Origin of the sequence: Buttiauxella sp. S19-1 (genome assembly GCF_022134725.1) — a bacterium.
GTDB lineage: Bacteria > Pseudomonadota > Gammaproteobacteria > Enterobacterales > Enterobacteriaceae > Buttiauxella > Buttiauxella ferragutiae.
Genome location: NZ_JAHWLU010000012.1, coordinates 1 through 21536, shown reverse-complemented (window position 1 = coordinate 21536; position 21536 = coordinate 1). Strand labels below are relative to the sequence as shown.

General features: G+C 47.7%; 25 protein-coding genes. 9 read left to right on the top strand and 16 right to left on the bottom strand.

Features of this window, described 5'->3' with window-relative positions; genetic code table 11:
* Positions 1 to 53: 53 nt before the first annotated feature.
* The 9 genes from MES37_RS04840 to aspS form a co-directional block, all read right to left on the bottom strand.
* Positions 54 to 542 carry a GNAT family N-acetyltransferase gene (locus MES37_RS04840; RefSeq protein ID WP_133521652.1) on the bottom strand — a complete coding sequence of 163 codons (489 nt, stop codon included), beginning with the start codon at positions 540 to 542 and terminating at the stop codon, positions 54 to 56.
* Positions 539 to 832, bottom strand: coding sequence for a type II toxin-antitoxin system TacA family antitoxin (locus tag MES37_RS04835; protein ID WP_064545895.1), 294 nt, complete (start codon positions 830 to 832; stop codon positions 539 to 541). Before MES37_RS04835 ends, MES37_RS04840 begins: the two co-directional genes overlap by 4 nt.
* Positions 833 to 922: 90 nt before the next feature.
* A complete protein-coding gene (locus MES37_RS04830; protein ID WP_237930229.1) occupies positions 923 to 1072 on the bottom strand; it encodes a type I toxin-antitoxin system SymE family toxin in 150 nt (49 codons plus the stop codon).
* A gap of 552 nt (positions 1073 to 1624) precedes the next feature.
* Positions 1625 to 2635, bottom strand: a complete 1011-nt coding sequence (gene ruvB, locus MES37_RS04825; protein WP_064545893.1) for a Holliday junction branch migration DNA helicase RuvB — start codon at positions 2633 to 2635, stop codon at positions 1625 to 1627.
* Between the two features lie 21 nt (positions 2636 to 2656).
* A complete protein-coding gene (gene ruvA, locus MES37_RS04820; protein ID WP_064545891.1) occupies positions 2657 to 3268 on the bottom strand; it encodes a Holliday junction branch migration protein RuvA in 612 nt (203 codons plus the stop codon).
* A 79-nt stretch (positions 3269 to 3347) separates the two neighbouring features.
* Positions 3348 to 3869, bottom strand: coding sequence for a crossover junction endodeoxyribonuclease RuvC (ruvC, locus tag MES37_RS04815; RefSeq protein ID WP_064545890.1), 522 nt, complete (start codon positions 3867 to 3869; stop codon positions 3348 to 3350).
* A 43-nt stretch (positions 3870 to 3912) separates the two neighbouring features.
* Positions 3913 to 4656 (bottom strand): YebC/PmpR family DNA-binding transcriptional regulator, encoded by a 744-nt coding sequence (locus MES37_RS04810; protein WP_064545889.1) that lies wholly within the window; start codon positions 4654 to 4656, stop codon positions 3913 to 3915.
* Positions 4657 to 4679: 23 nt separating this feature from the next.
* Entirely contained in the window at positions 4680 to 5123 is a 444-nt protein-coding gene (gene nudB, locus MES37_RS04805) for a dihydroneopterin triphosphate diphosphatase (RefSeq protein WP_064545887.1), read from the bottom strand.
* On the bottom strand, positions 5123 to 6895 hold the full coding sequence (aspS, locus tag MES37_RS04800; protein ID WP_237930227.1) for an aspartate--tRNA ligase: 1773 nt from the start codon (positions 6893 to 6895) through the stop codon (positions 5123 to 5125). Before aspS ends, nudB begins: the two co-directional genes overlap by 1 nt.
* Before the next feature lie 249 nt (positions 6896 to 7144).
* Between aspS and MES37_RS04795 the strand changes: the two genes are divergently transcribed.
* From MES37_RS04795 to cmoB, 5 genes are all read left to right on the top strand, one after another.
* Positions 7145 to 7711 carry a hydrolase gene (locus tag MES37_RS04795; RefSeq protein ID WP_133521655.1) on the top strand — a complete coding sequence of 189 codons (567 nt, stop codon included), beginning with the start codon at positions 7145 to 7147 and terminating at the stop codon, positions 7709 to 7711.
* On the top strand, positions 7708 to 8526 hold the full coding sequence (locus MES37_RS04790; protein ID WP_237930219.1) for a DUF72 domain-containing protein: 819 nt from the start codon (positions 7708 to 7710) through the stop codon (positions 8524 to 8526). Before MES37_RS04795 ends, MES37_RS04790 begins: the two co-directional genes overlap by 4 nt.
* Positions 8527 to 8596: 70 nt before the next feature.
* On the top strand, positions 8597 to 8992 hold the full coding sequence (locus tag MES37_RS04785) for an MAPEG family protein (protein WP_064545876.1): 396 nt from the start codon (positions 8597 to 8599) through the stop codon (positions 8990 to 8992).
* Positions 8993 to 9039: 47 nt separating this feature from the next.
* Positions 9040 to 9783, top strand: a complete 744-nt coding sequence (gene cmoA / locus MES37_RS04780) for a carboxy-S-adenosyl-L-methionine synthase CmoA (RefSeq protein WP_064545874.1) — start codon at positions 9040 to 9042, stop codon at positions 9781 to 9783.
* Positions 9780 to 10751 carry a tRNA 5-methoxyuridine(34)/uridine 5-oxyacetic acid(34) synthase CmoB gene (cmoB, locus tag MES37_RS04775; protein WP_064545872.1) on the top strand — a complete coding sequence of 324 codons (972 nt, stop codon included), beginning with the start codon at positions 9780 to 9782 and terminating at the stop codon, positions 10749 to 10751. Before cmoA ends, cmoB begins: the two co-directional genes overlap by 4 nt.
* A gap of 184 nt (positions 10752 to 10935) precedes the next feature.
* Here the strand turns inward: cmoB and MES37_RS04770 are convergent, their stop codons facing one another.
* The 5 genes from MES37_RS04770 to MES37_RS04750 all read right to left on the bottom strand — a co-directional run bounded on the left by MES37_RS04770 (position 10936) and on the right by MES37_RS04750 (position 15809).
* Entirely contained in the window at positions 10936 to 11154 is a 219-nt protein-coding gene (locus tag MES37_RS04770; protein ID WP_232887035.1) for an acyl carrier protein, read from the bottom strand.
* An 18-nt stretch (positions 11155 to 11172) separates the two neighbouring features.
* Positions 11173 to 12609, bottom strand: coding sequence for an AMP-binding protein (locus MES37_RS04765; protein WP_237930217.1), 1437 nt, complete (start codon positions 12607 to 12609; stop codon positions 11173 to 11175).
* On the bottom strand, positions 12606 to 13727 hold the full coding sequence (locus MES37_RS04760; RefSeq protein WP_121813711.1) for an MBOAT family O-acyltransferase: 1122 nt from the start codon (positions 13725 to 13727) through the stop codon (positions 12606 to 12608). Before MES37_RS04760 ends, MES37_RS04765 begins: the two co-directional genes overlap by 4 nt.
* Positions 13728 to 13853: 126 nt before the next feature.
* Positions 13854 to 14993 carry a D-alanyl-lipoteichoic acid biosynthesis protein DltD gene (locus MES37_RS04755; protein ID WP_237930215.1) on the bottom strand — a complete coding sequence of 380 codons (1140 nt, stop codon included), beginning with the start codon at positions 14991 to 14993 and terminating at the stop codon, positions 13854 to 13856.
* A 291-nt stretch (positions 14994 to 15284) separates the two neighbouring features.
* Positions 15285 to 15809, bottom strand: coding sequence for a DUF1003 domain-containing protein (locus tag MES37_RS04750; protein WP_064545862.1), 525 nt, complete (start codon positions 15807 to 15809; stop codon positions 15285 to 15287).
* A 287-nt stretch (positions 15810 to 16096) separates the two neighbouring features.
* Here MES37_RS04750 and MES37_RS04745 point away from each other — a divergent pair, with 287 nt between their 5' ends.
* The 3 genes from MES37_RS04745 (at position 16097) to MES37_RS04735 (ending at position 19157) form a co-directional block, all read left to right on the top strand.
* A complete protein-coding gene (locus MES37_RS04745) occupies positions 16097 to 16801 on the top strand; it encodes a GntR family transcriptional regulator (RefSeq protein ID WP_237930205.1) in 705 nt (234 codons plus the stop codon).
* Between the two features lie 8 nt (positions 16802 to 16809).
* Positions 16810 to 17766, top strand: a complete 957-nt coding sequence (locus MES37_RS04740; protein ID WP_064546015.1) for a sugar phosphate isomerase/epimerase family protein — start codon at positions 16810 to 16812, stop codon at positions 17764 to 17766.
* 131 nt (positions 17767 to 17897) lie between these two features.
* Positions 17898 to 19157, top strand: coding sequence for an MFS transporter (locus MES37_RS04735; RefSeq protein WP_133521662.1), 1260 nt, complete (start codon positions 17898 to 17900; stop codon positions 19155 to 19157).
* 166 nt (positions 19158 to 19323) lie between these two features.
* On the opposite strand, the gene cutC is transcribed toward MES37_RS04735, so the two are convergent.
* Complete coding sequence (cutC, locus tag MES37_RS04730; RefSeq protein WP_237930203.1) at positions 19324 to 20073, bottom strand: copper homeostasis protein CutC; 750 nt, start codon at positions 20071 to 20073, stop codon at positions 19324 to 19326.
* A 214-nt stretch (positions 20074 to 20287) separates the two neighbouring features.
* Between cutC and MES37_RS04725 the strand changes: the two genes are divergently transcribed.
* On the top strand, positions 20288 to 21430 hold the full coding sequence (locus tag MES37_RS04725; RefSeq protein ID WP_237930201.1) for a MalY/PatB family protein: 1143 nt from the start codon (positions 20288 to 20290) through the stop codon (positions 21428 to 21430).
* On the opposite strand, the gene MES37_RS04720 is transcribed toward MES37_RS04725, so the two are convergent.
* On the bottom strand, positions 21419 to 21536 hold a 118-nt coding region (locus tag MES37_RS04720; protein WP_237930271.1), incomplete at its 5' end, for a VOC family protein. The two genes, MES37_RS04725 and MES37_RS04720, sit on opposite strands and share 12 nt — an antisense overlap.

Here is a 21536-nt window from a genome sequence, read left to right as displayed (position 1 = left end):
ACTGGCAATAGTTCGGGTGACAAGAACAGTTGAGTCGCTTTTTGGCGCTCAGTTCAAAGAGCGGCGACTAAATCTCCAGTAGTGATCATCAACGTCATCGGTTCTACTGGTGAGGGTTCAAACCCGACGCGTAAATAAAAATCCCGGGCTTCCTCAGAGAGGGCGTGAACCAGCATCCCACGGATACCAATCGTTTCTGCTGTCTGAATGACCCGTAGTCCGGCATCACGCACCAGCGCCCTGCCGATGCCCTTCCCGTGTAACGATTTATCAACTGCCAGACGCCCCAATATTACTACCGGGATCGGGTCAGGCATATTACGACGAAAGCGACCTGGCGCTGAGTTCGGTGCAACCGCACTTGATGCCAGTGAATAGTAAGCCAGCACCCTTGCTTCATCACAACAAACGAAAGTACGGGATGCACCGGTTAACTGATTTTTCATCGCCCGCTGTCTGAGCCAGCTATCCATAGACTCCACTCCGCAACAAAACTGGCTAACAACATGTTCAGCGCGTAGAGGTTCAGGAGCGGCAATCATTTTTTATGATTCCAGGGTGCGATTGTCTGCATGGTTTTACGCAGTGCCGCATTGGATTCCGGCGCCTGATCAAGGCGAGCAAGAAACTCCTGATAAGCTTCGGGGTCCACCATAATAATACGCTGTTCAAGCAGCGTTTCTTCAGCCGCTGCCCGAGCAGCATCCAGAACAAAATCAGTACGATTTTTCCCTCTGACTTTTGCTGCACGGTCGATCAGGTCGCGCTCGGTGGACTTAATACGCAAATTTAACGTTTCACGCTTAACACCGATGTTTTGTGCACCAGGCATGATATCTTCCTCATAGATGTTTGTGGGTAATAAGTATACAGCTTGCGTAACGTAGATGTCATTACACACCAAAGAAAATGTACGACAACTTCACGGCCCGGCTTCTGCCAGCCATTCTCCAGGAAGAGGTATTGAAGACGTATCGTGAATTCCCTGAGCAGGCACGTAGCTGACGGTGTAGCGGCGCTGGGTTTTAGAAAGCGTTGATGATGGGTGAGTCTGGGTTGAGGTCGTAGCCATTTGGCAACCTCCGATAAGAAGATTTAACTTCCACCACCAGAGGTTCCAATCCCGACGCCTGATTTTGCAGGTGCGCAGGAAAGATACCGCTAACTATTACCGACGACTAGAGTTTTTCTCTATGATAATTAAGACAATTTCACAAACTGGAATCTGTCTCGTAAAAGCCTATGAAACTCATTTCACAGTGACCTGACCGTTCATTAGCATCGGGAGAAGCCCTGTTGATATCATATTGCTGCCTGTTCAGACTTTACCGCAGCAACAGCGTCAGAACGATTCTGATTGAAAACGGTTCGATATGTTACACATTCCAGTAATACCAACCGAGTACTTTAGATAGGATTATCTACAAACGACCGTAGTTAAAAACAACCCCGACTAAAGCCGGGGTTATCAACAATAGATGAGCAGCTTTTTATACCCGTCATACTTCAAGCTGCAGGGGTGTTGGCTGCACTTCTTCACCCCAGTCACTTACTGAAGTAAGCTCCTGGGGATTCACTCCCTTGCCGCCTAACTGCAACTCGAATTATTTAGGGTATAGATCATTCAAGGCTGTGCGGGTGGCACAATCCCAAAATGAGTCCAGGCTCTTGGCGTTGCCATTCGCCCGCGCGGCGTACGTTGCAAGAAGCCCTGCTGAATCAGGAAGGGTTCGAGTACATCTTCAATCGTTTCCCGTTCCTCACCAATTGCTGCCGCGAGGTTGTCCAGCCCGACCGGGCCGCCAAGGAATTTGTCTATTACCGCTAACAATAGCTTGCGGTCCATATAGTCAAAGCCTTCGGTATCAACATTCAGCATATCCAGCGCTTGCGAAGCGATGTCACCATTAATGGTGCCATCGTGCCGTACTTCCGAAAAGTCACGCACGCGACGCAATAAACGGTTAGCAATACGCGGTGTACCACGCGCACGACGCGCCACTTCCAGCGCGCCCTCTTCGCTCATCTCAAGCCCCAGCACGCTGGCACTGCGGCCAACAATGTGCTGCAAATCGGCAACCTGATAAAACTCGAGGCGCTGCACAATGCCGAAACGGTCACGCAGTGGCGAAGTCAAAGAACCCGCTCGAGTTGTCGCGCCAATCAGGGTAAACGGGGGTAAATCAATTTTGATTGAACGCGCCGCCGGACCTTCACCAATCATAATATCGAGCTGGTAATCTTCCATCGCCGGATACAGTACTTCTTCAACAACCGGTGAAAGGCGGTGGATTTCATCAATGAACAAAACATCATGCGGTTCGAGGTTGGTCAGCATCGCTGCCAGGTCACCTGCCTTTTCCAGTACGGGGCCGGAAGTGGTTCGTAGGTTAACGCCCATCTCGTTGGCAACAATATTAGCCAGCGTGGTTTTACCCAAACCTGGTGGGCCGAAAATTAACAGATGATCAAGCGCATCCCCACGCAGTTTTGCCGCCTGGATGAAGATCTCCATTTGCGATGTAACCTGCGGCTGGCCGACGTAATCCGCCAGAAAACGCGGGCGAATGGCTCGGTCAATTAACTCATCAGGGGTGATGGTGTCTGGCGATACCAGACGGTCTGCTTCAATCATCCTTCATCTACCTCAGGGGCTTCAAAGTGCTGCGCGGAGTGCTTCGCGGATCAGCGTTTCACAATCAGCACCGGCACGCCCTACTTTGCTAATCATACGGCTGGCTTCTTGTGGTTTATAGCCCAGTGATACTAGTGCCGCAACCGCTTCTGCTTCTGCGTCGTCAGCCACGCCACTTTCCGGAGCGGTCAGCACCAGATCAGACGCCGGAGTAAACAGGTCGCCGTGCATACCTTTGAAGCGGTCTTTCATTTCAACAATCAAGCGCTCAGCGGTCTTTTTACCTACGCCTGGCAATTTGACCAATGAACCAATTTCTTCACGCTCTACGGCATTCACAAATTGTTGTGCAGACATACCGGAGAGGATGGCCAGCGCCAGCTTAGGGCCAACGCCATTCACTTTGATGAGCTCACGGAACAAGGTACGTTCTTGTTTGTTGTTGAAACCGTAGAGCAACTGCGCGTCTTCACGCACCACGAACTGAGTGAATACCACCGCTTCTTTACCGATATCCGGTAATTCGTAGAAGCAAGTCATCGGCATGTGGACTTCATACCCTACGCCACCGACTTCCATAAGTACCAGCGGCGGTTGTTTTTCAAGGATGATGCCTCTGAGTCGACCAATCACGATATGCTCCTGCGTTTAGCGTTTATGCCAAAAATTTTGCTTATCATATTAAAAAGGCTGGATAGATATCCAGCCTTATTTATTTTAATCGTCCCCGTGCCAGATTAAGCCGTGTATCACTCATCTGCATCGAGTTCTGCGTCACATGGCAATGCGTAATGGCAATTGCCAGTGCATCGGCCGCATCCGCTTGTGGGTTAGCAGAGAGTTTGAGCAAAGTGCGTACCATATGCTGCACCTGGCTTTTCTCCGCACTGCCGATACCCACTACCGTCTGTTTTACCTGACGGGCGGCATATTCAAACACCGGAAGCTCATGGTTTACCGCCGCGACAATCGCAGCACCTCGTGCCTGTCCGAGCTTTAAAGCAGAGTCGGCATTCTTCGCCATAAACACTGATTCAATAGCGAAATACTCTGGCTGGAACTGGGTAATGATTTCGCTCACCCCCGCGTAGATGAGTTTCAAACGCGAGGGTAAGTCGGTCACCTGAGTACGAATACAGCCGCTGCCTAAATAGGTTAGCTGCCGGCCAGTCTGGCGTATAACACCATAACCGGTAACGCGTGACCCCGGGTCGATGCCGAGAATAATCGCCATCACGCGTCCCTCATAAACAGCTGTAAGGTTTCAGACAACACCATTACAGGGTTGCCGCAACCTCGTCAGAGATCTCACCGTTGTGATAAACCTCTTGCACGTCATCGCAGTCTTCCAACATATCGATAAGGCGCATCAGTTTCGGTGCGGTTTCTGCATCCATATCCGCTTTAGTGGATGGGATCATAGAAACTTCGGCTTCATCAGCTTTCAGACCTGCTGCTTCCAGTGCATCGCGGACAGCGCCCATGTCTTCCCAGGCGGTGAACACGTCGATAGCACCGTCGTCATAAGAAACGACGTCTTCGGCACCCGCCTCAAGCGCGGCTTCCATTACGGTGTCTTCATCTTTGCCAGGAGCATAAGAGATAACGCCTTTTTTGGTGAACAGATAGGCTACGGAGCCATCAGTTCCCAGGTTACCACCGCATTTGTTGAACGCGTGGCGTACTTCTGCCACGGTACGGTTACGGTTGTCACTCAGGCATTCAACCATTACAGCTGAACCGCCAGGACCGTAACCTTCATAAATGATGGTTTCCATGTTCGCGTCTTCATCGCCGCCCACACCACGTGCAATCGCGCGGTTTAAGGTGTCACGCGTCATGTTGTTAGACAACGCTTTATCAATCGCTGCACGCAAACGCGGGTTAGAACCCGGATCACCACCGCCCAAACGGGCTGCAGTTACCAGCTCACGGATAATTTTGGTGAAAATTTTACCGCGTTTGGAATCCTGCGCAGCTTTGCGGTGCTTTGTGTTGGCCCATTTACTATGACCTGCCATAACTATCTCCAAAAGCGCCTTTTTCAGGCGGCATTAATTACAAACTCTTCAATCGCTTGCCGGTTGCTCCACGACTTTGTCATAGCCGCCGCAGCATGTGCGTCCGTCCATTCCCAGGCCAGATGTTCCGAAATGGTTATCTGGCGTTCGTGAGGCAGCGCAAGGCAGAACCAATATTCCGTATTGCGCGTAATTCCCGGAGCATAGCGATGACGCAAATGTGTAAAAATTTCAAACTCCACACAGCGTTGGCAGTCAATCAAAGCCAGTTGTTCTGAAACAACGTCGATATCAACCTCTTCCTTTACTTCACGCTGTGCGGCATGCAGCGCAATTTCCCCTTCTTCCAGGCTGCCGGTAACCGACTGCCAGAAATCAGGATCATCGCGCCGCTGTAGCATCAGCACCCGCCCGGTGTCTTGTGCAAAAATCACCACTAATACCGAAACGGGATGCTTATAGCCCATTATTCTTTCTCAGCCTTTTTAATCACCGCGACACCCAGTTCAGCCAGCGCTGTTGGGTTGGCGAAGCTTGGGGCTTCAGTCATCAGACACGCTGCGGCGGTGGTTTTCGGGAACGCGATAACATCACGGATGTTGTCGGTACCGGTCAACAGCATGGTCAGACGGTCCAGACCAAATGCCAGGCCTGCGTGCGGTGGTGTACCGTATTTCAGGGCATCGAGCAGGAAGCCGAACTTCTCGCGCTGGTCCTCTTCGGCGATGCCCAGAATGCCGAACACGGTCTGCTGCATCTGGCCGTTGTGGATACGCACGGAACCGCCGCCCACTTCGTAACCGTTAATCACCATGTCGTATGCGTTCGCAACAGCAGCTTCCGGATCTGCCGCCAGTTGCTCTGGGGTCATATCTTTTGGTGCAGTGAACGGGTGGTGCATCGCGGTCAGGCCGCCTTCGCCATTGTCTTCAAACATTGGGAAGTCGATAACCCACAGCGGTGCCCAGGCTTTATCATCGGTGATACTCAGATCTTTACCGATTTTCAGACGCAGTGCGCCAAGCGCGTCAGCAACCACTTTCTTATTGTCCGCACCGAAGAAAATCATATCGCCATCTTGCGCACCGGTACGGGCCAGAATAGCTTCAACGATTTCTGCGTTCAGGAATTTAGCGACCGGGCTGGTGATCCCCTCGATGCCTTTAGCACGCTCGGTCACTTTGATGTAAGCCAGACCTTTCGCGCCGTAAATCTCAATGAACTTGCCGTAATCGTCAATCTGTTTACGGCTTAACTGTGCGCCACCTGGCACTCGCAGTGCTGCAACGCGGCCTTTAGCATCATTTGCCGGGCCGGCGAACACTTTAAACTCAACGTCTTTAAGCAGGTCAGCAACGTCCACCAGCTCCATCGGGTTACGCAGGTCTGGTTTATCAGAACCGTAACGACGCTCAGCTTCAGCGAAAGTCATGATTGGGAAATCGCCCAGGTCGACGTTTTTCACATCTAACCACAGTTCACGCACCAGTTTTTCCATCACTTCACGCACTTGCGGAGCAGACATGAAGGAGGTTTCAACGTCGATCTGAGTAAATTCAGGCTGACGGTCAGCACGCAAGTCTTCGTCACGGAAGCATTTAACGATTTGATAGTAACGGTCAAAGCCAGACATCATCAGCAGCTGTTTGAACAACTGTGGGGACTGCGGCAATGCGTAGAATTTACCTTTGTGAACACGGCTCGGCACCAGGTAGTCACGCGCGCCTTCTGGCGTGGCTTTGGTCAGCATTGGGGTTTCGATATCCAGGAAACCGTGGTCATCCATAAAACGGCGCACGAAACTGGTGATTTTCGCACGGGTTTTCAGGCGGTTCGCCATTTCTGGGCGGCGCAAATCCAGGTAACGGAATTTCAGACGCGCTTCTTCGGTGTTGACGTGGTTAGAGTCCAGCGGCAACGCTTCAGAGCGGTTGATAATGGTCAGGTCGGTAGCGAACACTTCCACCGCGCCGGTTGCCATATCTTTGTTGATGTTTTTTTCATCACGCGGGCGAACGGTGCCGGTGATTTGAATGCAGAACTCATTACGCAGTTCGGAAGCAAGCTGGAACGCGTCCTGACGGTCCGGGTCGAAAAACACCTGCACGATGCCTTCGCGATCGCGCATATCAATAAAGATAAGGCTACCGAGGTCACGACGACGATTGACCCAACCACACAGTGTTACTTGTTGTCCCACATGGGATTGATTGAGCTGCCCGCAATATACTGTACGCATGAGATATCCCTTAAATTAGCCGCTCACTGTGTGCAACCTGCACCGGTGGCCACTATTTTTGTATGTCAGATATAGTTGAAAAAAGGGGGCTATTATACTGGAAATATTGGCCCGCGATAAGAACTGACGCGTTTCAATGCGCCTTGTTTGGCCTATTCTCACAAAAATTAACAAAATTTGTAAACTGTCGAACATATGTTCCGTCGTAATGTGTTGCGAGATAATTCAATTTTGAACCGGAGTCACCGAATGTTAGAACTGAATACTTCCAAAACCGCACTGGTCGTTATTGATTTGCAGGAAGGCATTTTGCCATTTGCAGGCGGCCCGCACAGCGCACAGGATGTGGTGGCTCGTTCAGCCAGGCTGGCTGAAAAATTCCGCGAGAATAACGCCCCGGTTATTATGGTGCGTGTTGGCTGGTCTAAAGACTTTGCCGAAGCACTCAAACAACCGGTTGATGCACAGGCAGGCGCTCATGCGTTGCCGGAAAACTGGTGGCTTTACCCGCAAGCGCTGGGCAAAAAAGACAGCGACATTGAAGTCACTAAACGCCAGTGGGGAGCCTTCTACGGCACCGATCTGGAGCTTCAGTTACGCCGTCGTGGCATCGACACCATCGTGCTATGTGGGATTTCCACCAACATCGGTGTGGAATCTACTGCCCGTAACGCATGGGAATTGGGCTTCAACCTGGTGATTGCTGAAGATGCGTGCAGTGCTGCAAGCAGCGAACAACATCAAGGCAGCATGACGAATATCTTCCCGCGCATTGGGCGCGTACGCAGCACTGACGAAATCCTCGCTGCACTGTGATTTATATCGGCCTTCCCCAATGGTCGCACCCTAAATGGGGGCGTCTTGGTATAACTTCTCTGGAAGATTATGCTCGCCACTTCAATTGTGTGGAAGGCAATACCACGCTGTACGCCTTGCCTAAAGCGGAGACGGTACTTCGTTGGCGCGAGATGACCGACGACAACTTCCGCTTTTGCTTTAAATTCCCGGCCACCATTTCCCATAACGCCGCACTTCGTCAGTGCGGAGATTTGACCGCCGAATTTCTTGATCGCCTGTCTCCACTGGCACAGCGCATCGGGCAATACTGGCTGCAACTTCCCGCAAAATTTGCCCCTGCCGACTTACCTGCGCTGTGGAATTTCCTCGACGCTTTGCCAAAAGAATTCACCTACGGCGTCGAAGTTCGCCACCCTTCTTTCTTCGATAAGAGTGCCGATGAGCAAGCATTTAATCGGGGTTTGCATCTGCGTGGTGTTAACCGGGTTATTCTGGATAGCCGTCCGGTGCACAGCGCTATCGCCAACAACGAAGCGATGCACGAAGCCCAGCGTAAAAAACCCAAAGTACCGGTTCATGCCATCGTCACCGCAAATCACCCGATGGTGCGCTTTATCGGCAGTGACGATATGGTGCAAAATCAGGCGCTTTTCGACGTTTGGCTTAAAACCTTGCCAAAATGGCAACAAAACGCCACGCCTTACCTGTTCCTGCATACGCCTGACATTGGGCAAGTCCAGGATTTAGTCCATACACTATGGCGCGGATTGCAGCAGGCTCTTCCCGATTTGGGCAATGAACCTGCCATTCCTAAGCAAAACTCCCTATTTTAGGGGTAGCGACAGCTTATAGGTTGCACTGCTATTATATGCAGTGCTGGAACTATCTCTAAAGGATGTGAGTATGGTAAGCGCGCTCTACGCCGTTTTGGGTGCTTTGTTGCTGATTAAGTTCTCGTTTGATGTTGTCCGTATGCGTTCGCAATACCGGGTCTCTTATGGTGATGGTGGCTTTAGCGAACTTCAGAGTGCGATTCGTATTCACGGTAATGCAGTGGAATATATTCCTGTCGCATTACTGCTTTTATTATTGATGGAAATGAACGGCGCTGAAACCTGGATGGTGCATGTTAGTGGGTTGCTGCTGATTGTTGGCCGCCTGATGCATGCGCACGGTTTTCACCACCGTTTAATCCGCTGGCGTCGTTCCGGCATGAGCGCCACCTGGGCTTCATTGATCCTGATGGTGCTGGCTAACCTGTGGTATATGCCATGGGAGTTGGTTTTCTCGCTGCATTAACGCAAAATATGCCCCTTTCGAAATTTCGAATTTCCGGATTTAACATTATGTCTGACCGCGATACCTTGTTTTCCGCCCCGATCGCCAAATTAGGTGACTGGACCTTTGACGAACGCGTAGCTGAAGTGTTCCCCGATATGATTCAACGTTCGGTACCAGGCTACTCGAATATCATTTCGATGATTGGCATGCTGGCGGAGCGCTTTGTGGCACCGGGTAGCCAGGTTTACGATCTTGGCTGTTCACTTGGCGCGGCAACGTTATCGGTGCGTCGTAACATCCAGCACGACAACTGCAAAATTATCGCGGTAGATAACTCCCCTGCTATGGTCGAGCGCTGCCGCCGTCATCTTGACGCCTTCAAAGCGCAAACTCCGGTCGAGGTCATCGAAGGTGATATCCGCGATATCGTTATCGAAAATGCCTCGATGGTGGTGCTGAATTTCACCCTGCAATTTCTTGAACCCGATGACCGCAAACTGCTGCTGGAAAAAATCTATCAGGGGCTGAACCCTGGCGGCGCGTTAGTGCTGTCGGAAAAATTCAGTTTTGAAGATGGCGAAGTCGGCGAATTGCTGTTCAATATGCACCACGATTTTAAACGTGCGAACGGCTACAGCGAGCTGGAAATCAGCCAAAAGCGCAGCATGCTGGAAAACGTGATGCTCACCGACTCTGTCGAAACACATAAAAAACGCCTCAAACAAGCCGGATTTGACCACGCAGAATTATGGTTCCAGTGCTTTAACTTTGGCTCTTTGGTTGCACTGAAATCAGGAACGCCTGCATGATCGACTTTGGTAATTTTTATCAGCTTATCGCAAAAAGCCCGCTGGCCCCGTGGCTGGAAACACTGCCGGCGCAAATTGCCACCTGGCAGCGCGAGAACCTGCACGGTCAATTCAAACACTGGTACAACACCGTTGAATACCTGCCTGAACTAGCGCCATATCGCCTGGATTTATTGCACAGCGTAACGGCAGAATCTGAGGCACCGCTCAGCGATGGTCAGCGTCTGGGTATTGAAAAACTGCTACGCAACCTGATGCCATGGCGCAAAGGGCCATATTCGCTGTATGGCGTGGACATCGACACCGAATGGCGTTCAGACCTGAAGTGGGATCGTGTTTTGCCACACATTTCTCCACTTACCGGGCGCACGATTCTGGATGTCGGATGCGGGAGCGGTTACCACCTGTGGCGCATGATTGGCGCGGGCGCGCATCTGGCTGTGGGTATCGACCCAATGCAACTGTTCGTTTGCCAGTTCGAAGCGGTGCGTAAGCTGCTGGGTAATGACCAACGCGCGCATGTCCTGCCACTTGGCATTGAGCAACTGCCAGAGCTGAACATCTTTGATACCGTCTTTTCGATGGGGGTGCTGTATCACCGCCGTTCACCGCTCGATCACCTTTACCAGTTGAAAAACCAGTTAGCCAAAGACGGTGAACTGGTGCTGGAAACGTTGGTGGTAGAAGGCGACGAAAATACGGTACTGGTGCCTGGCGAACGCTACGCGCAAATGCGTAACGTCTATTACATTCCATCGGCATTAGCGTTGAAAAACTGGCTGGAGAAATGTGGTTTTGTTGACGTAAAAATTGTCGACCATTGCTACACCACCAGCGAAGAACAGCGCCGCACTAGCTGGCTGACGACCGAATCGCTGGCCGACTTCCTTGACCCGAATGACAGTAGCAAAACTATCGAAGGCTACCCTGCCCCGCTACGTGCCGTTCTGGTGGCGCGCAAACCGTAATATTATCTGCACAATCCAGCCCCGATAAATCTCGGGGCTTGAGACTGATGACAAACTTCTTCGTAGGTCAGATAAGCGCAGCGTCATCCGACACCACTGGCGTAAATGGTGGATGACGCTAACGCTTATCCACCCTACAAAACACATTTATCACCCTTTGTCAGCAATCTGGGCTTTTTATACCTCAGACGTTTTCTTCAATCCATGCCGCAAGCGTTGCGGGTGTTTTCAACACACTGGCAACGTCCGTCGGTGGAATAGCACAGCCAAATTCTGCCTGCACTTCCAGAACGATATCTACTGCAGTAATTGAATCAAGAATATCGGATTCAATAAGCTCGTCGTTAAACGCGACTTTGCGGGACAACACATTTTCAAATATCGCTAATACTTTCTGTTCCATATATATGCCCTTAGATCTTCAGCAGGTACGCGCCTGAACATCGAGTAATTTACGGTCAATTTTGCCGTTAGTGTTAAGAGGTAAGGTATCCATGATGACAATCTGCGAGGGCACCATGTAAGACGGTAAAATTTGCGTGAGGTTAGCTTTAATCTCTTTTTCCGAGAGCTTTGAAGCGCAAAAGGCAGCCAGGCGTAATACAGCACCATCTTTTTTGGTCAGCGGTAAAACCACTGCTTCACTGACGCCTGAAAGCGCAAGCAATCGGCTTTCAATTTCATGAATTTCAATACGATAGCCATTGAGTTTAATCTGGCTGTCGTTACGCCCCTGGCAATATAAATACTCTTTACCCGCGCGCCCTAAATCACCGCTTTTGTAGCCGCGCCAATGCTTACTTTCATTCCACAAAAGCTTTTCAGCATTCTCTTTTGGTAATCCAAGATAGCCACGCATCACATTTTTACCCCAGATAATTAATTCGTTATCTGCGGTAATTTCCATTTCTGAATACGGCATCATCGCGCCGATAGGCAATAGATCTCCTTCTTCGTGCAGGATCTCATCGCTTATCTCAATCACCGTGGTGGCAATGGTCGCTTCAGTTGGGCCATAAGAGTTGAGTATTTTTGCCTCAGGGAAAAGACGGCGCAGATGTTTTACCAGGGTTTTACTCAGCACCTCACCAATAAAGACAAAAACTTTCAGATCGCAGAGATATTCTGCACGAAATTCTGGTAGCAATAATTTTTGATAAGCGAAAGATGGAGTAGAAACCCATACAGAGACTTTTTGCTGTTGCAAATGGGCTAGCCAGTTATCCGCTGTAATATCCTCTTTAGCATTAAGCACGATATGACCGCCAGTCGCCAAATTGCCGAGTAATGGAATTAACGATAAATCAAAACTGAATACCGCGTGATTCATCAGCACCGGATGCGCAGGCAAAGAAAAATCATTGCGAACCCACTGCATGAAATTCCAGACGCTTTCGCGACCAATCTGCACTCCTTTAGGTTTACCTGTGCTCCCCGAAGTAAACATAATGTAGGCTAAATCCTGCTCTTCCAACTGCTGAGCCGTGACTCCGGTTGCTACAAATACCTTTTGCTGAACGTCGTAATAATAAGGCGCACGGGCTAATTCACAGATTTCTTTCAAGCGTTCTGCCGGATAGATATTATCAACTGGAATATAGGGGATTTGATGTAATAAACAACTATAAATGGCGCTGGCAAACTCTGCTTGTTGATGTCCATAAAGCACCACAGGAACATTCTTGGCGAGTTTTAGCACAGCAAAACGTTCCGCCCAGTCAAGCACAGCACAACCGAGTTGCTGCCAGCTCAAACTATTATCGCTGCCACTTATCGCCAATTGCTGAGCGTTTTTCGGTTCAAGTAACACAGCATGTAGATAATCACTTAGCTGTTGTAATTCGTCATTATTCTTCATACAGGAGACATTCCGCTAAAAATATAAAGAGAGGCTGCTGCACTTGCCAGCGTCAACATTCGCCCCATAAAGACAATTAAAGGCATTTTTAACCATGTGGACATTTTTTGGCTGCGCTTTGCCAGCCAAAGGATCATATTGTGAATAACCGATATGCCACCAAACAACGCACCGCTGACAACGTAATTCAGCTCCAGTCCATTCCAGGCTCCCATGCAAAACAGCGTGCAGAAAATACCGATATTTTGCGCTGTCACTTTGTGGTTTCTGAAAAACTCAACCTTCATCAGATTCATATAAATCGGCATAAAGACTACGTCTCGCAACCACTCCGATAAGCTAATATGGAACCGACGCCAGAAATCTTGCGGGTTTTTTGCCAGTATCGGTAAATTGAAATTGGCGGGTAAATTCAGCCCAAACAAACGCCCGGCGCCTATCGCCATATTGCTGTAACCCGCAAAATCAAAATACAGATAGAAGCTATATGCCAGCGACATCACTACGCCAACAGTCAGCGTAAAAGGCCGATGGCTCCAGTGGCTAATCACCAGGTTATCAATCAACATGGCAAACAAAAATTTCTGCACGATGCCATAAAAGATTTGTTCCATAGATTGCAGGAACACCGCAGTTGTCAGCCGAAATTTAGGTTGAGTGATATCCTGAACCCAGCTTCGCCAGCGATACATCGGCCCGGCGAGAATAACAAAGGGTAAAAAGAGGTAGCTAAAGTACTGGAAGAAATTGCGGGAATCTTTCTTATTGCGATAAAGTAAAACGTCCACCGCTCTGAAAGTCATGAAAGAAAGACCTAACATTCCCCAATGATTATTCAGATGTAATTTAACCAGAACCAATGGCAGTAAACTCAATGTCACCGACTGCCAGGTTTTCAGCCACGACTTATCTTTTAAGACCGCAATCACGTATAAATACGCAAACATCAATAATGGAATAGTTATCTGGTTTTTGAAAACGTATCCCCAGACAGCAATTAACGCAAATGCAGTAAACAGTGAAGCGTAGGTCAATCGGTTACCCAGCAAACGATTAACGCCTGCAAACAATAGCGAACTGGCAAACAATACAGCAAAGAAAGGTGCACTGGTATACATTCACTGACTCCTAAAATTGCTGATATTCAAAATGCAATTTGATATTCATGCTGTTATCCACTGAAGACCATGTCACGATGGTTACCAGCAGAAACAGATAAAGGAAAAAGAGTCGGATGGCTTTTTTCATTTTTTGAATGCCTCGGAAATAAAACGGTCCATGGCCACCCATGCCAGTTCAGTAGGATGAAGACGATCCCAGTTCCATCCCGGTTGATAGCTTTGGTCGTACATATCAAAATAAGGCGTGTTATATTTTTTCAACGTCTGCTGGATGAAACGATCTGTCGGCTGGAATTTATCCGTATTCTTTAGCGCCCACGGATTAAGCGGATCGATAATGACGACGACATTAACCTGGCGTTCATGCAGCAGCTTCATCATTGCTATAAACGTCTCTTTTTCTCGGCCCGATGGAGGCGCGGTATACCAATCTTCTGGCGTTTTATCGTCGGCAAATATCTCTTGATCCATCCATAACGTGGCGGCACTTTCATGACGAGCACGGTTAAGTTGCTGGGCTTGCTGTAATTCTGCATTCCAGTTAATATTTAACTCGTTAGCGGGCGCCACCGGCCACGGCTGCGTATTTGACTGGCGAATATGTGCCAGTGATAAGAAATAATCTCTGATCATTTCGCAGAATGAAGAGAACTGATATTTAATTTCACGCCAGACAATTTTTGTGTGCCAGCCAAAAATACGCATCTGGCTAAAAGTGAGATGATCCACATCTTGCGCATCGATATGGGTTAAATAATGGGTCAAAACAGGACGCATAGTGGCATCTGACATTAATGGTTTAAACACCGAGTCCGGGAAATGGTCAGCGAAAATCGTCGGAGGAATACCATCAAAAAAGAAACTATCGGGTGACAAGAGCAATACCAGTTTCGTTTTTGGTGACAGATCTTGTTTAAAGCGCGTCAGCAAGGCGAGTTGCGTCATGTTATCGACGAAGCTATCACCGTAGGCCACAGTGGGCTGATGCAGTTTGGTATTAAAAAAATTATATACCGCAAAATGCTCATCTTCAGACGTGGCAACTTCCGATGCTCCGAGGAAGAAAATGGCGTTACCATTCAGAGCATGTGAAATGGTTGCCATTTTCTCTGCCTGAACTTTACGTGTACCTTCCATTGTTTTTATTAATGGTAGAAATTTTAATGCCGGTTGTAAGCTATCGATAAAAGGTGGAATGGTTAAAACCAAAGCAGCAAGGATTGCCATGGAAATGTGCAATAAAATAGCTTTATTTATTTTCATGATCGGCACAACTTTATCGAAACCAAATAAAATAGAAAATATTACTCTATCAACATATTTCTAAAGGGATTTTGATAATAAAGAAATGGACCACTCTATTCATTGAGTGATTGGTATCCGTATGTAACGCTATGTACAAAGCAACAAAAATAACCAATATTTAACAAGTTAGCTACAATCACCCATTTTATTGCGGCCATTATGTATATCGAGAATCAAAGTCTCAGAGAACGGCTATGACGCAGAGAACATCTCTATGCTGGGTCGCCATGCATAACGCTCACAGCATGTCTATTTCACTAGTTGTTTATGCAACTGTTCAGCTATTTTCTCGATGCGTTCTGTTAGCTCTTTAGTGACATTGGTTAGCTCAGTATTCATCTCAATCAATTTGATCATCTGTTCGGCTTGTTCTGCTGCAAATTTTAATCGTTTTTCATTGGCCTGCGCTAAATCTTCCCGATGCAAAGCATCAGCTTCCCCGTGTGCTTTATCCCTTTCGGCCTGGCGCGTTTGCGCAAGTAAAATGAGTGGAGCGGCATAAGCAGCCTGGAGACTAAATGCCAGGTTTAACAAGATAAATGGATAGAGGTCAAAATGGCTCACGCCCGTAACGTTAAGAACGATCCAAACTAAAACAATAAGAGTTTGTGCGCCAAGAAAAAAAGGCGTGCCAAAAAACCGGGCAAACGCTTCAGCTTTTAATGCAAACCAACTTTCCCCGAAGGTTGGCGTTAAATGCTGGTGAATACGATGGAAACGTAAATGATCGCGATTCGTTATTTTGCCAGATGGCTCTTTGCTGGATAACGTCATTTTCACTACTCCTCAGCCATTAATGGATATTAATAAAACTAAAGTCTAGCAGAGGATTAAAGCGCGTTTCGGGGAGGGTTTCGGGAAAAAAGAGCACAGGAAAAGTCTGAGAAGAAAAAGATGACAGGATCTGCCCATTCAAAGAAAGAAGCATCAAGCCTTTACTCAACAATGCCGATATCTGAGATCAAAGGCACAAATTATGATCATGTTTTGAGAAATAACTTGCCGTTTCATCAGAATATCTTACCGTAGGGAAAAATTGGTTTATACCAGTCTGGCGAAAAATGAAAAATATAAGCAATGTAGATATCAACAGAGAACGCCTGGAAAGGTGGTTATCTGAGACAAATTTGACACCGGGTTCACGGCTTCCTTCAGAGCGGGAACTATGTGAATTGCTGGATACCCGAAGAATGACATTACGACAAGTTTTGCTGGAGTTGGAAGTTGCATCCCTTATCTTCAGGAAAAATCGTAGCGGCTGGTTTATTGCCCCCAAGCGATTCATCTATAACCCTAAAGCACAGTCCAGCTTTAATGCAGAAGCCCGGGCGCAGGGGCGGCAACCATTTTGGGGATACCTGGAAGAAGAACAGTGCGAAGTGCCCCCCCTTAATGTGGCAAAGGCTTTCTCAGATAATTCTCGCAGTTATCGAGTTACTGGCTGGTGTGGACTTGATGGGCACAAAGTTTTTTATCACGAGTCCTATATTGATGCTGACTTTGCCCCAGACTTTATCAAAAAAATAAACAATCAGTCATTTGCAGATGTCTGGGAAAAAGAATATGGCCAGTTTTTGAGTATAAAAAGCATGCTATTTAAGCCCGTAAAAATACCCGGCCAGGCATGCAAGGAATTAGGTGTTGCGCCAAATTCGTTCGTTATTCTGGTTGAAAAGCATCGGGCAACGCGTGAAAAAAGAGTCGTTCAAGTTGACTTCGAATACTGGAGATTGGAGTCCGTTGAACTATATATCCAGGATGAATGAGGGTAAAAATGAAAACATCTGAAAGAGTCTGCCTTGCTGAGCGAGCCAGGAATATCCCCCTATATTTACATGCCTACGCATTTCATTTAAATATGCGATACGAACGAATTTTGCCAGGAGATCTACTGGATATCGCACATCAGAACCAATTACGGGGTGTGAAAATTCATGTTGAAGATGGTGAGTCTCAGGCATTACAAATGCTGAGTGACCTTCAGTTAATTGATTTCAGGAAGAAAGCAGAAAACTACGGTCTTGATGTTAATATTGAGACAAGCGCTTCTGATCAAAAAACTCTGAATGATGCCATCAGGATTGCCCACCTGACAGGCGCATCATCAGTACGTTTTTATCCTCGCTATGAAGGGCATCTGCAAGATGTAATGAAAAAAATAAGCCTGGATATAGAATACTTATCTCAATTTGATGATTGCGGCTTAACATTCACAATTGAGCAGCATGAAGATTTGAAAGGGGAGGAACTGGTCAGCTTAGTAAAACATAGCGGGATGAAGAATCTCTCAATTCTTTTTGATTTTGGCAATATGATCAATGCTAACGAAAAACCACTCGACGCCCTACGCGCAATGGCTCCTTATATAACACAAGTACATGTAAAAGATGCCAAAATCATTAAGGATAATTCCGGATGGGCGCATGAAGCATGCCGCTCGGGGTATGGGGAATTACCAATGGAAGACATGCTCAGGGAGTTACTGCTGCTTGGAGAAGATAAGCCCCAGGTAATTTCTTTCGGACTGGAGGAAGAAGTCGAATACTTCGCCCCTGCTTTCCGTTTCGATGATGAAGGCGATAATCCATGGATACCCTGGAGAACCGCAAGTTATACGCCACTTCCTGAAACCGATAAAGTTGATGAACGCCTTGCTCAGGAAGCAGAACACGCAATAGAGCAAATACACTACGTCAGAAATATATGTAATAAATTTATTAACGAAAAATAATTTAAAGTATTTCCAATCAACATCACAGGCACAATTTACATAACTTTCTAATCACAGTGACATTGCTCAATCGTGAATATAGAAAGTTAATCTCTCTACGCTTCTATGTAAGTGAAGGAATAATTATGTTCATGAACAAGTGGGCACGACTGTGTTTTTTAGTCCTTGGCGGTGGAACGATATTTAAACTTTCAAGTATGAAGGATGTATTTTACGTCCCAATGCAAAATGATTGGGGTTTAACTAACACACAGATTGGTCTTGGTTTTACTGTATATACAATAGTCCAGACAACAGGGCTATTTCTTTCTCTTTATATTGCTGACCGCTACTCTAAGAAAATACTGTTACCCTTTGGATTGATTGGTGTTGGACTATGTGGGTTGTATTTATCAACCCTGCCTTCATTTACAGGCTTCCTGCTTTGCTTTGCAGCAATGGCCTTCTTTGGGGATGTTATTTTCTGGCCCGTGTTATTAAAAGCGGTACGCCTGCTGGGAAATAAAGAAGAACAAGGACGAATGTTTGGTTTCCTTGAGGCTGGACGTGGCGTAGTGGATGTCATTGTCGCATCAGGAGCATTGTTTATTTTTGTTCAATTCGGCGAGGGAAAAGCAGGCATGCAGGCTGGTCTACTTTTCTACACGCTAATAACACTTGCTGTAGGTGTTGTTACATACTTCATTGTTGATGATGATGACAAAGTTACCACTCAGGATAACAGCAATGCGAATATGGAAGTCATCAGAGGTATCAAGCATGTCCTTTCCTGTGCAAACGTCTGGCTGGCTGCATTTGGCATATTCTTTGTATATGCGGCTTACTGTGGATTAACTTATTTCATTCCTTTCTTAAAGGATATCTATATGTTACCCGTTGCCCTTGTTGGGGCCTACGGTATCATCAACCAATATGCGTTAAAAATGGTCGGTGGTCCTATTGGTGGATTCCTTGCCGATAAAGTAACCAAATCTCCGACAGTCTATTTGAAGTGGACATTCCTGCTCGCTGCTATTGCCATGATCTGCTTCATTCAGTTACCTCACCAATCCATGAATGTCTATGTAGGTATGGCGGTAACGTTAGGATTTGGCGCAATAATATTTTCCCAACGTGCGATATTCTTTGCTCCGATGGATGAGATCGGAATATCACGTCAGTATAGTGGTTCAGCAATGGCATTTGGTTGCATCATAGGTTACATGCCAGCAATGTTTGCTTATACCCTATACGGTGCTCTTCTGGATAATTTTAAAGGAATTACCGGATATAATTATGTATTTAGCATGATGGTAACCTTCAGCCTGCTTGGCTTCGTGTGCTCTACAGTTCTCGCCAGAAGAATTAAGAAGCAAAAAGCGGTATTAGAAATAACATCCGCACAATCTTAGTTTTCCATTTATTATTTCTCAAAAATCAACTGTATTTATGACGAGAAATAGAAAATAAGCTTATAGATATAAATAAAAAAAGCCCCAGCAATACGCTGGGGCCTGGTACGAGCGAGCATCACATGGGCAACATGATGCACGGTCAAAAACTTTCAGCCTTCATCTTTCAAGTTGCAGGCTCACTTGCAACCAACACAGCCTTCATTGCAGCCACCACGTCGCCATCAACGCAGTAACGGTTAAATTCATCAGCTTCGGCATCAGCACTCATTGATACACCCGCTTTACGGTAACGCATCGGTGAAGCCACTGTCTGCCCGGCAGAGCTATGCATTTCATCAATGCCGCCTTCGACAAACTTTTTCAAGTTGCTCAGCCTGACGCCTGCACCCGCCATTATTATTGGAGCACGGGAAAGCTGTTTTAGTTCCCTTAGTAGTGAAAGTCCTAGTTCAGCATTCTGCTGCTGGCCTGAAGTCAGGATGCGTGCCACGCCCAATTCGGTTAATTGCTCCAGCGCCTGATGAGGGTTATGGCACATATCGAACGCACGGTGGAACGTTACCGCCATTCCTTGAGCTTGTTCCATCACCCGCTTCATGCGAGGAACATCAATATGCCCTTCACCATCGAGCATGCCGATAACCAACCCCGGATACCCCAATTCACGCACGAACGCGATGTCTTCGAGCATGGTTTCAAATTCAGCATCTGTGTAACAAAAATCGCCGCCGCGCGGGCGAATAATTGGATGTACGGGGATCGAAACTCGTTGCTTCACCTGGCGTAACACGCCCGCAGACGGGGTCAAGCCCCCCTCTTTTGGCGCGGCACACAACTCAATTCTGTCCGCTCCTGCTTGTTGCGCCGTGACTGCACAGTCAATTCCATAACAACATATCTCAAGCAAAGGCATTGATTACTCCTTAAAAATCTTCAGCCTGGTGGTTGTGCCACAGGTTCAGAATGATAATCTGAAACGACGCTCCCAAAAAGGTAGCCTTACTCTAAATAGTTCGAGTTGCAGGTAGGCGGCAAAGGAGATTATCCGATGAGCTTACTTGAATAAGTGATTCGGATAATTGAGAGCAGCCAACACCCCTGCAACTTGAAATATGACGAGTATAATCATGGCATTCAATTTTGATGAAGGCATCGACCGTCGTCACAGCGACAGCTCGAAGTGGAATAAATATGGTGATGAAGTTTTACCAATGTGGGTGGCGGATATGGACTTTCGCTCACCTCCTTGTATCCTCGATGCGCTCCATCAGCGGGTTGAACACGGCGTTTTCGGCTACGGTGTCAGGCCACAAGAGTTAATAGAAGTGGTCATTGAACGCATGGCTAGCCGCTATCAATGGCAGATTAAACCTGAGTGGATTGTCATTTTGCCCGGCGTGGTTGCGGGGCTGAATTTAAGTGTCAGAGCCTTCACCTCACCGAATGAATCAACGATTGCCCCCACACCAATTTATCCCCCGTTTAGAAAATCATCCGCTTTTGCCCAGCGTCCACAGCTCAATGCGCCATTACGTCTGGAAAATGGCCGTTGGGTTATAGATTTACCGTCACTCGAACCCTTGCTCACCGGCAAAGAAAAACTGCTGATGCTGTGTAATCCGCAAAACCCAGGCGGTACCGTTTATCGTCGCGACGAATTGCAGCAGCAACTCGAGTTTGCACAACGCCATGATTTAATTGTCTGTTCGGATGAGATCCATGGTGATTTGTTACTTGAGCCTGATGCGAAACATATTCCTTTCGCAACACTGAGTGCAGACGCTGAACAACGTTCCATTACCCTGCTCTCGCCATCCAAAACCTTTAATATCGCTGGTCTTGGCGCATCACTGGCGATTATCCCTGACCCGCAATTACGTAAGCAATTCAATACCACGCGTGATGGCATTGTGCCGAGCGTTGATGTGCTGGCATTGACCGCCGCGACCGCAGCCTGGCGTGATGGCGAATCCTGGTTGCAGGAGTTATTGCCCTATTTACGTCGCAACCGCGACCGCCTGGTAAGCGCGATTAACAATATACCTGGTTTGACCATGGCAATACCGCAAGCGACTTATCTGGGATGGGTGGATGCAACGGCTTTACCGGTCGACAACCCTACGTTGTTCTTCCAGAAAGCCGGCCTGGGCTTCTCGCCAGGCACCGACTTTGGCGAGGCAAAATTCGTGCGGATTAACTTCGGTTGCACATCGGCAAACCTTGAAGAAGCGATTAAACGAATGAAGGCGGCTGTACAATCAATCCGCTAGCTCACTGGCAACAATCTCTTCAATACTCCACGGATGGAATTTGATGGTCACTTTGCCGTCCGTGACCGCCAGTGTTGGGTTTGGCAAGCGTTCACGTTCACCTTTT